Genomic DNA, 12,849 nt, shown 5'->3' on the forward strand with positions numbered 1-12,849 from the left:
TTTCTGCACGGCGCGATCGGCAGATTCTTCACCTTTGGCTCAGAATGATAGTTGTGGGGGTGAGTAATAATTGGACGGCATTGAAGTCCAATCGCTACTTCATCCGAAAACTCGGCGGCACGACTTCGTCGATGGCTTTGCCGGTCCAGTGCCACTTCGCCACGCTGTCCCAGACCTGCTCGCCTTTGGCTTGCACTTTTTCTAGCAGCGCTTGTTCGTCGAGACGCACATACTTGCCGTTGTCGACCAAGGTGTCGCCGTCGACAATCACCGTGCGCACATCGCGGCTGACGGCGGTTTCCATCAGCGAGCGGATCGGATCGCGCACGGCGCCGAAGGCCATCGTGTTAAGATTCACAATCGCGATATCCGCCTTCGCGCCTTTGGACAGTCTGCCTAGGTCGTCGCGGCCCATCATCTTGGCGCCGCCCAAGGTGATTGAGTTGAAAACGTCGCGCGGGTGGCCGGCCATGAAACTCTTGTCGGCGACGCGCGAAGCGATGGCCGCGTAGCGCATGTCGGACAGAATATCTTTCGGAAACGTGTCGGTGCCGATGCCCATGTTGATGCCGGCCAGACGGTAGCGATCGAAGGATTCCATTAGGATGCCAAGTTTCAAATATTTTAGCGGGCTGTAAGCCACCGACGCGCCGGAGTCGGCGATGATCTTGATATCGTCGCCGTAGGGATACGAAAGCCAGCTGTGACCGCTGACAAAGATGCAATGCGACAGCGAGACGTCGGGCGAGAGAAAGCCGATCTTTTTTAAAAGCTCGATGGGTGTGCAGCGTTCGCGCTGCATGACCGTGTGAAATTCAAACAAGTTGATGGTCGCGTGAATCTGGATACCGACGCCGGCATCTTTGGCGGCCTTCTTGGTGTCTTTCAAAAGCTCCGGGGTGCAGGAGTCGACGTGGCCCGGAAACAACATCGCGCTCATGCGGCCGCTGCAGGCGCCGTGATATTTTTCTGCAAACTCGGTGGCGGTTTGCAGTCCTTTGCTGCCGCGCTCGTCGTTCCAGTCGTACTCCAAGCGGCCTTGCTTATCGTGGAAGAACGAAACGTTTTTGTAGCTCGGCCCGGCGACGCAACGGATGCCGACTTCGTCGATCATATCGACGTAGCGCGCCGGCTCGCCGCCGGCACCACCGATATCGAAGGTGGTCGTTACGCCGCTCTTGAGCACATGAATAATCGAAAAGCGCTGACCGATATCGACGTCTTTTAAATGAGCCGAGTGCGCTCCTTCGCGAGTCGGCCCGCCGTGGGCCAGATAGTTGGATGCAAAAAAATCAGTCTTGGTGGAGTCGGCGAGAATATAGTCGCTGGCGTTGATGCCGGAGTGAAAATGGGTGTCGATGAAGCCCGGCGACACCAGACAGCCCTTGGCATCGATCTTCTTGTCGACCGGTTGCGAGTAATCCTTGCCGACAAACTCGATGCGGTTGCCGTCGTACACCACCACGCCGTTTTTGATCACTTCATGTTCTTTGCCGTCGAAGCCGACGACCCAGCCGCCCTGGATGAGAGTCTTCATTGCGCGCACCTTTCGAAGCTTGTTTTGAAACCAGCCGCAGGACTAACAAAAGCTCAAAGGTAAGACAAGGACTTGGATGAAGCCCATCGGAGCTAGCGCAATTCGCTGCCTCAGAGATCTTTGAGAAAGGCTGCCACCTACAGGTCGACTCGTCACTTCATTTTCGGGAATGTTGAATTTCTTCACCACGGCGCGCGATAGGCGCTCAAATCGCCGGCGCGGGTGACACCCAGGGCTTTGCCCTTGAGAGGCCGGCACGACATTCTATGGGGAATGGAACGGCGGCGATCTAAGGAAAGGAAAACTACCGGGGGCGGTGCGACCGGCCCCCGGAGAGGTTGGAGTTGGAAAAACGGTTTAGCTCGCTATACGCTCTTCGAAAGCGGCTTCTTTCCAGCGCAGCAGGCCCTGGCGCAGGTAATCCGACTCAAAGCCCAACAGCTCGCAGACGTTTTCGAAAGCGTAGAGATAGGATTTGTCGTCGTTCGAAATCCACTCCTCAGCTTCGATGAAAAGGCTTTGCTTCTTCTTGCTGGTAGCAAAAAGATTTTCTTGATAGCAGATCACCGCGTCTTGCAGCACGGCGAGCAGCAGAGTCCGCTCGGGGTCGAGGTGAAACTTCCGCTCGTAGGTGGAGAAAAATTGCGCCGCGCTCAAAATGTCCGGTTGAAACACCGACAAGGCCTTCTCTTCATGCACGCCATGGGAAGGGCTCAAACCTTTGACCCAGTAGGGCGACCGACCTTTGCTGTTATCCGGCTTGCGCGCCTCAACAGGTTTTTTGATGATCATGAAATACCTCCCTAACGTTAGACGCCGATGATCTCACATGGTTCCCCGGTACAATGCTCCCAGGGAAATTTCTTTGGGGACAAGGTCGAGGTTTGCAGGGCCAACCCATTTTAGGGTCGCCGACTTTTCGACTAATACAACTTCGTGAATGACGAGAACGAAACCAAGGAGCTCAGAGCAAAAGGATCGACTGCAGCATGTGTAACGAAACCTTGGGTGCCCGGTTGTGACTTATAAGTGCCTGCGCCATCGGCACTGGATATCGTTGACAATAAACCCAACCGCGATCCGCATCGTTGTGCCCTGAGCTAGGTAGATTTCCCGCCGGTAGCTGCCACAGCGAACCGTCCAACCGATCGTGCACGCGCGCTGGTGCGTCGTAAAGCGCGAGACGCGCCATCACGCTCTGAGCGTCGCCCGACAAGGGCGACTCATGCGCGACACTTACAGCAACGGCCCCAAGGACGAAGAAAAACAGGATTATAAGGGCAGCCAGCGATTTATGGAGGCGGGTGATCTTCACCGAATCGTGGCGGCACCATATCACGGCTGGGGTGAATGTCAAGGAAAACCAAGCCTAAAATAGAGCTAGATCCAGCGCGAAAAAGCCGGGCCGAGGCGCACCGCCATGAGTCCGAGGACCACTTGCAGACCGATGTTGGCCAAGGCGCCGACCAAGCGCGAGTCGCGCATTAGGGTCGTGGTCTCGAACGCGAACGCAGAGAACGTGGTGAAGCCACCGAGGACGCCAATGAAGAAAAACAGGCGCAGCTCCTGGACGAAAAACCGCCTGTGCTCGGCGATGCCGGCGAGCAAGCCGAAGCAGCCATCCAATAGCGCAGCACCGAACCGAGAAAACCCCCCGGCGCTAACGAGCAGTGCAGCCATCATTCTTAGCTTGATTCTCCAATCGGGTAGATCGCACCGACGCTATTGGATTGGGCGGCTGATTTCAATCCGCCGGATTTCCGTTTGACCGCCGCGGGTAAGATGGTAAAGTACGCCCCATGCCGTTAGCTACGATTGAAGAAGCGATCGACGAGATCCGTCGCGGCCGCATGGTCATCTTAATGGATGACAAAGATCGCGAGAACGAGGGCGATCTGTGCCTGGCCGCTGAAGCAACCACGCCCGAAGCGATCAATTTCATGGCAACCTACGGGCGCGGCTTGATCTGCTTGCCGCTCACCGAAGAGCGGGTGCGTTACCTCGGTATTTCGATGATGGTCTCGGAAAACACCTCGCCCTTCGGCACGGCGTTTACGGTTTCCGTCGATTCATCATCCGGCATCACGACGGGCATCTCTGCCGCCGACCGGGCCAAGACGATTCTCGACGCCATTGCCGAAGACGCCAAACCGTCGGATCTCGTCACACCCGGCCATATCTTTCCGCTGCGCGCGCGCAACGGCGGCGTGCTGGTGCGCGCCGGGCAAACCGAAGGGTCGGTGGACTTGGCGCGCTTGGCCGGACTTAAGCCGGCGGGGGTGATTTGCGAGATCATGAAAGACGACGGCACGATGGCGCGCCAACCCGACCTGATGAAATTTGCCCGCAAGCATAAGCTCAAAGTCTGTACCATCGCCGACTTGATCCAATATCGTTTGCAGTACGACTCTCTGGTTTATCGCGCTGCCAGCGCGCCGCTGCCAACGCGGGTCGGCGGCCAATTTCAAGCGATCATCTACAACACTCATGTAGACAACAGCGAACATCTTGCCCTGGTGAAAGGTGAGATTTCGCCAAAGGAAGAGACCATCGTCAGGGTCCACACCAAATATGTTCCCGGCGATGTCTTTGGCTTCGCGCTGCTCAACACCGGCCGAGTCATCGAGCGTTCGATGGAGATCATCGAGCGCGCCGGCAAAGGCGTGATTCTTTACTTGCAGCCCGAGCAGAAGGGTGTCCATCCGGCGATGGTGGCGTACCCACGGGTGGAAGCGAAACATCGCAAGGAGATGAATCGCTCGTTCGTCTATCAAGCCGACTTCAAAGAATACGGCATCGGCGCGCAGATCCTGCGCGACCTCGGCGTGCGCAAGATGCGCCTATTGACCAACAACAAAAAACACTTGGTCGGCCTGCGCGGCTACGGTCTGGAAGTCACGGCACTGGAGCCGATTCCGCGCGAGCACCCGGTGCGCGATGAGGGTAAGAAAAGCAAAGCGAAAAGCGCTTAGCCGAAACGGCATTGCAGATTACAAATTCCAAATTCCAGATTGTTCGCGACCGCGGGGCTTAATTTGAAATCTTGAATTTGGAATTCGTAATTCCGAGCGAAGCGAGGACCAGCGAGGACAAATGCCGATCTTCGAATACAATTGCAGCGATTGCGAGCATCACTTCGAAACTATCGTGCTGTCGACGCGGGAAAAGATCAGTTGCCCCAAATGCGACAGCCGATCCGTGAGAAAGCAGCTGTTAGTTTTTAGCTCACCAGCCTCGGGCAAGGAAGCTAGCGCCGCGCCATCTGGCGGGGGCTGTGGCTGTACACCGTCCAGCTGCGGCTGCCACTAATCGAAGCGAATTTCAAATCTCAGATTTCAGATCTCAAACTCGGATTTTTGTCCGCATGTTTGAGATTCCGAGCTCAGCGAGGACTCTGCGGATTGATGAAATACGGCAGCTCCGGCCGGATGCGCTTGAGAGCTTCGCCGATGTTAGAGAAAACTCGCTCATCGACAAGCTGTCCGTTGATCCAGCAATCGAGCGACGGGTTTTCGGTGAAGTTAATGTCGACGTAGCGCTCGCCCACCGGCTCGCCGGTTATCAAGATACGGACCGAATAGCCCGCGTCGATGACGATGCCGCGGGAGCGCAGCGGCAGCGGCAGGCCGGATTTGATGCGCGCCAGTTTGTCTTCCGGATACTTGCCGACGTCGAGGGAAAAATGGCCCCACTCGCCCGGTCCCACCGAGAGTTCCTTGAAAAGTTTGGAGTTAATGTCGACAAGGTTGCGCGCGGCTTTGTCTTGATTGTAATTTTTTAGGAGCTCGTAGGCCCATTTCTCAATGATGCCCTTGACCGGTTCGGCGGGCTTCTCACGCTCTTTCACCGGACCGCGATCGATCCACCATTTGGTTTCTTCGAAGGCTTGCTCTTTTTCGTCGGCCATGGAATTCGCCGATTAGATCTTGAACTCTTCCAACGTGCTCTTGGCAAACAGTGAATTGACGTCGAGCTTCTTACTGATCAAACCCTGCTCGTGGGTATACTGCACCAACGTTTCCAATATATGCCGATTGGCTTCCAAACCATAGGCCCAAGGATCGGGGCCGAGGATTTCCCGCTCTTTTTCCATCTCGTCGATGGACCACGCCATCATGTATTTTAGCGCTGAGAACTCATACATCGCTTCCTGGCAAATGCGCTTGGATTCATTGAACGCTTTGAACAAGCTTTGCGCGATCCACGGCTCCTTCTCGTAGACTTCCTCGCGGATCACAATGGTATGCATGATCGGAAAAATTTTGGTGCGCTTGAAATAGTCGGCTTCGACTTCGCGGAAGTTGGGGATCAAGCGCTGCACTTTCGGATGGCGCCGGACAAAGGGCGAGGGCATGTGGGCGGAAATCATCGCGTCGATCTCACCGGTTTCAAGCATGCCGGATAAGGTCTTGTCGCCCGCGATGGCTTGAATCTTGATGTTCGGTGGCAATTTATGCTGCACCTTGTCTTGTCTTCCCGGGTGCTCCTCGCCGCCGGTAAACCAGATCATGGTTTCGGGCAAGACGCCGTACTCGTGCTGCAAAATGCCGCGCGCCCAAGTGGCCATGGTGATCTGATACTCTGGGACGCCAACCCGTTTGCCCGCCATTTCCGCCGGTTCCTTAATGCCCGAGTCGGTGTTGATGTAAATGCAGGAGTGGCGAAAAGTCTTCGAGGGAAAAACCGGAATGCCGATTAAGCGCGGCGCGCCCTTGTCGCGCGACATCAGAAACGACCCCGTTGACATTTCGGCAACGTCAAACTCGCCATAACGCAGCATCCGCCAAAAAGTTTCTTCGACGCGGAGCGGCAAGTAAGTTAAGTCCACACCCTCTACTTCAACGCGGCCATCTTGCAATGCGCGCGTGCGGTCGTAATCCCAACAAGCTAACGTCAGACGAGTTTTTCCCATGCAGTTCTCCTTAAGATCAATTGCCGAAATCGAAAATTAATTGGCTCTGATACCGGCGAGAAACTGCGCGGCGCTGATCATGAACTGATCCTTTTCACCCTGCAGAACCACCGCTGCTTCACCGGAAGCCAGGGTTGTGCGCCGTTGAATCACGTAGGGCTGGCCGCGAAACGTGACTGTTTGCCCAGGCCGGTAACCGGCGAGCTTCTCGTGATCCGCCTGCGGGTCGATCTTTTCCATAGGGTCATTTTCATAGCATATCGCCGGGCAAAGCTTAAATCGGGATTTGTCAAAGGCGGAATTGACAAGGTCACGGTTGGCCCCGTAAGTTCGCCGCATGCGCATTGCTGTCATGGGCACCGGTGCGGTGGGCGCCTATTTCGGCGCCCGGCTGGCCGCCATCGCCGCTAACGATTTAGCCTTTGTTGCCCGCGGGGCTCACCTCGAAGCGATGCGAAAGCAGGGTCTCGTCGTCAAAAGCTACGAAGGCGATAGGGTGGTGGCCAACGCGCTTTACACGGACACTCCCGCCCAAGTGGGACCAGTGGACCTGGTGCTTTTTTGCGTAAAATCCTACGACACCGAAGCGGCGGCGCAAGCTATCGCACCCATGATGCGGCCCAACACGATCTTGCTTTCGCTGCAAAACGGCGTTGACAACGGCGACAGGCTGGCACGCTTCTACGGTCATGAGAGGATTTTACCTGCCGTGGTGTACGTCGGTTCGGCATTGGCCGGCCCGGGGGTGGTCGAACACACCAGCGGCGGGCGGGTTATTTTCGGCAGCCGCGATGGCAAGGAAAACACAGCCACTCGCATGGTCGCCCAAGCGTTGGCAGCGGCGCAGATTCCCCACGAAGTCACTCCGCATATCGCCCAAGTGCAATGGCGCAAGCTTTTGTGGAACGCGGCCTTTTGCGCCATTAGCGTGCTGGCCCACGCCGACACCCGTGAAATCGTCGAATCGGCTACGCTTAACCAGTTGGCGGTCGATTGCATGCACGAAGTGCGCGACGCCGCGGCGGCAGTGGGCATCGCGCTGGCTCCAGCGGCGATTGACGAAACGATGGCGTTCTCACGCACGGTGGGCCACTTCAAGCCGTCGATGCTGCAAGATCTCGCGGCTGGTAAGCGGCTTGAATACCAAGCATTCAATGGCATAGTGGTCGAAACGTTAACCCAGGTTGGCAAAACAGCACCGATCAATCAGGTTTTCTGCCAGACGCTGGCGTTTCTCGACCAGCGCATGCGCGAGCGGCGGAAAGGCGGGTAGAAAGTCATGCAGATAATAACACTATACGAGATAGTCTTAGCTGTCGGCGCCTTGCTGTTGCCCGCAATAGCCACGGCGCAGGCTCAAGCACCAAAGGAACAGATCGCTCGCGGCCAATATATTTTCGCCATCTCCGGCGGCTGCGCGTGCCACACCGAGCCGAAGGGCGTGCACAACGTCGGCGCGCGCGCCTTCCCGATTCCTCTGGGCACGGTCTATAGCACCAACATTACGCCCGACAAAGAAACCGGCTTGGGAGACTGGACGGACCAACAGTTCATGGATGCGATGACCAAGGGGCTGCGCAAAGACGGCAGCCGGCTTTTGCCGGTGATGCCGTATACGCTTTACTCCGGTATGGCGCAGGAAGACCTGCGCGCGCTGCTGTCTTACTTGCGCTCGCTGAAACCGGTGAGGAAACCGACACCGGAGCTTAAAACCTCCACGCCGTTTGCGCGCAGCGTTGCCACCGCTGCCTGGCTCAAAGCCTTCGGGACGTTTTATGAATCGCCGGCGCAGGCGCCCAAAGCCGGCATCGCCCGGGGGAAATATTTGACCGACCATGTGGCGATCTGCGGCGACTGCCACACGCCGCGCAACTCGCTGGGCGTGCCGAGCCGCACGCTCTACATGGCGGGCTCGCCGAAAGACGGCCCCATCGGCGAACTGGTGCCCAACATCACGCCGGACAAGGAGACCGGCATCGGCGACTGGAAACGGGAAGATATCGCGGAGCTGTTAATCAAAGGCATCAAGCCCGACTTCGACAACGTTCAGGGGCTGATGCTGGAAGTGATCCAAGGCGCACCCCATGGCTACAAAGACATGACCAGGGAAGACGCGCTGGCGATCGCCGATTACTTGAAATCAATCCCGGCGATCAAGAACAAACCTAAGTGATTAGATTCAGGTGCGCGCCACTTGCTTGACAACTTCGGTTAGCACCTGGTCGGCGCTGACGTTTTCCGCTTCGGCTTGGAAGTTGAGAATGATGCGGTGGCGCAGCGCCGGGTAAAGCACCTTCTCGACGTCCTCATAGCTCACGTGCACCCGTCCCTCGGCCAAGGCATTGCCCTTGGCGCCGAGAATCACCGCCTGGGCGCCGCGCGGGCTCGAACCAAAACGTAGATACTGCTTGATGGACGGCGCCGCCTTGCCGCCGTTGCTGCTCGGACCCGGCTGGGTCGCGTGGACGGCGCGCACCACGTAGTCCTCGATCGGCGGGGCGATCAAGACTTGGCGCAGGAGCTGCTTCATTTCGTTGATGAGCTGGCCGTTGTCTTCCGGCAATACTCTGCTGACCGCGCCGTTTTCCGCACCGGTGGTGCGCTTAAGAATTTCCTTTAGCTCGGCGGGCGTGGGCGGCGCGACCAAGAGCTTAAAGAAAAAGCGATCGAGCTGCGCTTCGGGCAAAGGATAAGTGCCTTCCAATTCAATCGGGTTCTGCGTCGCCATGACCATGAATGGCGACGACAACAGATGCGATTCGCCGAAAACAGTGACCTGCTTTTCTTCCATGGCTTCGAGGACGGAGGACTGGGTCTTGGGCGTCGCCCGGTTGATCTCGTCGGCGAGCACGACATGGGCGAAGATCGGCCCTTTTTTGAATTGAAATTCGCGCCGGCCATTGGCTTCGGCCAACACTTCGGTGCCGACGATGTCGGACGGCATTAGATCGGGCGTGAACTGAATGCGCTTGAATGACACGCCGAGCGCGCCGCTGAGGGTCTTCACCAATAGAGTCTTGCCCAGACCCGGCACGCCTTCCAACAGTACGTGGCCGCCGCCAAAGAAGGCGATCAAGATTTTCCGAATTACGTCGTCGTGACCGACGATGACCTTGCGAACTTCGGCCTCAAGGGCTTTGAATACTTGGTTGAATTGTTCCGGCTGCATTAAATCCCTTCTCTTATCAGCGAATGATCCCGCGGTACTCCAGCGGCATCCGTTGCTGCTCGGTCGGCGCATCCGGCAAATGCGGCGGCAGCGGCGTGTTGCTGACCGGTACTTTGGCGCCGGCGCGATTGTTCTTAGAGTTCTTCGTGCCGCTGCTTTGGCCCTTCTCCTCGGCGCCGACTTCTTCCGGTAGCTGCACGGTGACGTAGCGCGCGTTCTTGAGGCCGCCAGCGCCGTCGCCGCCTTGTGTCATCCGATCGCTGGGCGGAGCGCCTTGCGGAGTGTCCTCGGAAGTTTTGCTTCTGCTGCCTTTTCCCGCGTTGTTGCTCTGGTTTTTCCCGGCGGCCTCCTGATTTTTCTCGCCGCCGGATTGATTGGAGTCTTTCTGATCGCTTTTGGAGTCACCTTTGCTTTGGCCAGTCTTTTCGTTGCCGGCTTTTTGTGCTTCTCCCTTGGCGTCGCCCTGGGCCGATTGCCCCTGCTGCTTGCCATCGCTCATCTGCGCGTTGGCGTCGCCTTTACTTTGCCCATCGCCGCCCGGACTCGGCTTACTTTCACCTTTGCCATCCTGAGGCAAGTTGCTCTTGATGTCGCCGCCGCCGCCAGCTTTGTCTTTTTGCTGCTCCTGGCCGCCGCCCGACTGCTGCTCCAAGCTTTTCAGCGTCGCCGAGGCGTCGTTCAACGTGTTGCGGTCGGCTTGTTGCTCCTCTTTGTTTTGTTGTTGAAGCGGTTGTTTCTCCTGCTGTCGTTGTTGCTGCTCGATTTGTTGCTGCATTTGCTGGATGAGTTTCTGCTGCTCCTGTGGCGTGGCTTTTGGGTCTTCGAGCTTGACCGCCAGTACTTGCAGGCTGCGCGCGATTTCCTGCAGATTCGGCCGCCAGGCTACCTTCTCGGCCAATTGCCGGACCCGCTCCGCCGGTGCAACAGGCCGTAACTTGGATTGCAGCACCGGCACCAGGTGAAACAAGGCCGTCGCGAGAACGGCGCCGATCAAAGAATAGTAAAAAGGTTTTTTGACTCGATAGGGAAAATCGCGCTTGATCTCGACGCGACTTTGCAGGCCGGCCGCCTCGCGGCGCAATCGACCTAGCAGTTCCGGCGCGCAGGAAGCGGAAGTAATGGTGGCGAGGGTGACGAAACGATCCTTGGCGCCGGTTAGCTGATCGATTTTTTGCGCGGCTGTGTCGCGCGAAGGAATCTTCGGTTGAAAGAGTAAAAATACCGCCACGGCCGCCAACGAGATCGTGCCCGCAACCAATGCCGCTAACCCAAATTGGCCCACCCAGCCGAGTTGAAAGAGATGAAACGAGCCGTACAAGCAGGCGAGCGCCGGCGGGACGATCAACAAAAGCGCGTCCCGCAGAACATGATTACGCAACTGTGCCGACCCCCGATCGAGCAATTGCTCGGGCGACGCACCGCGCAGGGACTGGGAAACCGCTTGCATGAGCGACAACTATAACACTTAATCGGTAGAGCCAAAACGCCAGCGCCCGGCCAGATCATTTACGAACGTGCGTGGTGCGTGCGAAAGCGGAGCGACAGAGGTGCAACCCTTCCGGAGCGAAGGCAACAGAGCAGCGCTTCGACGCCGCCTTGTAGAGCGCTAGCGCGCGCGGGCTGAGGTTTTGGCCGCAGGCGCGGCATTGCGCAGAATCTGATAGGTGCGCACGGCCTGGTTGTGGGAGGCCAAATCGGCTGAGAATTGATGCGTGCCGTCGTTTTTCGAAACAAAGTAAAGCGCGGGATCGTCGGCCGGAGACAACGCCGCCTTGATCGACGCCACGCCCGGGTTGCAGATGGGACCCGGCGGTAGCGCGGCGATACGATAGGTATTGTAGGGCGTGTACTCCTGTAAGTCTTTGCGCGTCAGATTGCCGTTGAAGTCTTTGATGCCGTAGATGACCGTTGGGTCACTTTGCAGTGGCATGCCGCGCTTGAGGCGATTGTGAAAAACAGCGGCAACCAAGGTCCGCTCGGCTTCGACCCCGGTCTCTTTTTCGATGATCGAGGCCAGCGTGACAATCTCATGGGGCGTCATCTTGATGCTCTCATCGACTTTTTCGAACAGCGGCCGCGACGCGCGGCGAAACTGCCCCACCAAAACCGCAACGATCCTGCGCTCGGAAGTGCGGGGCGCGAAATAATACGCGCTCGGAAATAAATAGCCCTCGAGGGACTTACCTTGGAGATTGAGCTGCGCCAATAGTTCCGGTTCTTGGGTGGCGGCGATAAATTTTTCTTTGTCGGCGAAGCCGGCTTTGGCGAGCAGCTCGGCGATCTCGACGATGGTCAGACCCTCAGGGATGGTGACGCTCAGCAAAGTTCCTTTGCCGGTGACGATCCGATCGAGAACCTGGGCGGCGGGAGTTGGGGTTTCGAAGCGATAGAAGCCTAAATGCAATTTTTTGTCGGCGCCGGTGAACCGCGCCCAGAGTGAGAATAGCTGGCGATTGACGATGATCTGCTGTTCGCTCAGCTTGCGCGCCACCGTGGAAAATGAGTCGCCTGGCTCGACGTGAATTTCTCTCACGGTGTCACTGGGCGTCGGCGTGGAATAGTGAATGTGCGCGGCCAAGGCGCCGAACGAGAGGGCCGCCGCCGCGACGATGCAACCAAGCGCGATGAGAATACCTTTCACAGCGGATCTACGTTTCGCAAACGGCAAGATCAATTGGTAGAGATATTGACCTTGGCCCAGCCTTCGACTTGACGCAGGAAACCCGCAAACGGGTCCTCACCGGGTTCAGTGGTGAAATACGCTTTACGAGTGTAGTCGAGCGCACCTGAATAGTACTCAAACTTTTTCGAGAGCTCTTGATAAAGCAAAAAACCGGTGCGGTAAAGCGATAGATCCAATTCCGACACCGTCCAATAGGACCGGCTGCCTTCTTGGATGTAGTAGTCGAGAAAGCCGCGCTTCTGGACATGGCTGCGAAACATGCCGCTCATGAACAGAGCGTAGTCGCCGACGTATTTGCGCACCGAGCGTTCCTTCATGAGCGACGATTCGTCGCTTAGCTCGTCGTTCTGTTGCGCCAACATCTCGACGACGCTATCGATCTTTTTACCACCGCGGCCGCGAACCTTATAGAGATTGTCGGCCCGCGCAAAATCGGTCAAGACCTCGGCAACGTAGTTCGCGACGGTGGCATCGTAAATGCCCAATTGCCAGAAGCTTTGGCGAACGATGCTGAGAAAATAGTCTTGCAACTTGTTCTCGGACATCCG

At 57.2% G+C, this 12,849-nt stretch carries 14 protein-coding genes; 4 read left to right on the forward strand and 10 right to left on the reverse strand.

The annotated features are described in order from the left end of the window. Nucleotides 1-94 precede the first annotated feature (94 nt). From FJ145_04690 to FJ145_04700, 3 genes are all read right to left on the reverse strand, one after another. On the reverse strand, nt 95-1,537 hold the full coding sequence (locus FJ145_04690; GenBank protein MBM4260724.1) for an amidohydrolase family protein: 1,443 nt from the start codon (nt 1,535-1,537) through the stop codon (nt 95-97). A 357-nt stretch (nt 1,538-1,894) separates the two neighbouring features. After that, nucleotides 1,895-2,329 carry a hypothetical protein gene (locus FJ145_04695; GenBank protein ID MBM4260725.1) on the reverse strand — a complete coding sequence of 145 codons (435 nt, stop codon included), beginning with the start codon at nt 2,327-2,329 and terminating at the stop codon, nt 1,895-1,897. Nucleotides 2,330-2,917: 588 nt separating this feature from the next. Then, nucleotides 2,918-3,220 carry a CrcB family protein gene (locus tag FJ145_04700; protein ID MBM4260726.1) on the reverse strand — a complete coding sequence of 101 codons (303 nt, stop codon included), beginning with the start codon at nt 3,218-3,220 and terminating at the stop codon, nt 2,918-2,920. Nucleotides 3,221-3,336: 116 nt separating this feature from the next. Between FJ145_04700 and ribB the strand changes: the two genes are divergently transcribed. Together ribB and FJ145_04710 are read left to right on the forward strand one after the other, a co-directional pair. Beyond that, a complete protein-coding gene (gene ribB / locus FJ145_04705) occupies nt 3,337-4,509 on the forward strand; it encodes a 3,4-dihydroxy-2-butanone-4-phosphate synthase (protein MBM4260727.1) in 1,173 nt (390 codons plus the stop codon). A 121-nt stretch (nt 4,510-4,630) separates the two neighbouring features. Next, nucleotides 4,631-4,846 (forward strand): zinc ribbon domain-containing protein, encoded by a 216-nt coding sequence (locus tag FJ145_04710; GenBank protein MBM4260728.1) that lies wholly within the window; start codon nt 4,631-4,633, stop codon nt 4,844-4,846. Nucleotides 4,847-4,919: 73 nt separating this feature from the next. Here FJ145_04710 and FJ145_04715 read toward each other — a convergent pair whose 3' ends face one another. The 3 genes from FJ145_04715 to FJ145_04725 are packed head-to-tail and all read right to left on the reverse strand — an operon-like array spanning nt 4,920 to nt 6,689. Further along, on the reverse strand, nt 4,920-5,444 hold the full coding sequence (locus FJ145_04715) for a hypothetical protein (protein MBM4260729.1): 525 nt from the start codon (nt 5,442-5,444) through the stop codon (nt 4,920-4,922). 12 nt (nt 5,445-5,456) lie between these two features. Then, on the reverse strand, nt 5,457-6,449 hold the full coding sequence (locus FJ145_04720) for an ABC transporter substrate-binding protein (protein MBM4260730.1): 993 nt from the start codon (nt 6,447-6,449) through the stop codon (nt 5,457-5,459). A gap of 36 nt (nt 6,450-6,485) precedes the next feature. Continuing rightward, nucleotides 6,486-6,689, reverse strand: coding sequence for a hypothetical protein (locus tag FJ145_04725; GenBank protein MBM4260731.1), 204 nt, complete (start codon nt 6,687-6,689; stop codon nt 6,486-6,488). Nucleotides 6,690-6,786: 97 nt separating this feature from the next. On the opposite strand from FJ145_04725, the gene FJ145_04730 reads away from it, so the two are divergent. Then, entirely contained in the window at nt 6,787-7,722 is a 936-nt protein-coding gene (locus FJ145_04730; GenBank protein ID MBM4260732.1) for a 2-dehydropantoate 2-reductase, read from the forward strand. A gap of 6 nt (nt 7,723-7,728) precedes the next feature. Next, complete coding sequence (locus FJ145_04735) at nt 7,729-8,622, forward strand: cytochrome C (protein MBM4260733.1); 894 nt, start codon at nt 7,729-7,731, stop codon at nt 8,620-8,622. Nucleotides 8,623-8,628: 6 nt separating this feature from the next. Here the strand turns inward: FJ145_04735 and FJ145_04740 are convergent, their stop codons facing one another. The 4 genes from FJ145_04740 to FJ145_04755 form a co-directional block, all read right to left on the reverse strand. Beyond that, a complete protein-coding gene (locus FJ145_04740; protein MBM4260734.1) occupies nt 8,629-9,618 on the reverse strand; it encodes an AAA family ATPase in 990 nt (329 codons plus the stop codon). A gap of 16 nt (nt 9,619-9,634) precedes the next feature. Beyond that, a complete protein-coding gene (locus FJ145_04745) occupies nt 9,635-11,065 on the reverse strand; it encodes a hypothetical protein (protein MBM4260735.1) in 1,431 nt (476 codons plus the stop codon). Nucleotides 11,066-11,224: 159 nt separating this feature from the next. Continuing rightward, nucleotides 11,225-12,319 carry an endolytic transglycosylase MltG gene (mltG, locus tag FJ145_04750; protein MBM4260736.1) on the reverse strand — a complete coding sequence of 365 codons (1,095 nt, stop codon included), beginning with the start codon at nt 12,317-12,319 and terminating at the stop codon, nt 11,225-11,227. Beyond that, entirely contained in the window at nt 12,289-12,846 is a 558-nt protein-coding gene (locus FJ145_04755) for a hypothetical protein (protein ID MBM4260737.1), read from the reverse strand. The genes mltG and FJ145_04755 overlap by 31 nt, the downstream gene beginning before the upstream one ends. Between the last annotated feature and the right edge of the window lie 3 nt (nt 12,847-12,849).

Source organism: Deltaproteobacteria bacterium (genome assembly GCA_016874755.1).
GTDB lineage: Bacteria > Desulfobacterota > Binatia > UBA9968 > UBA9968 > DP-20.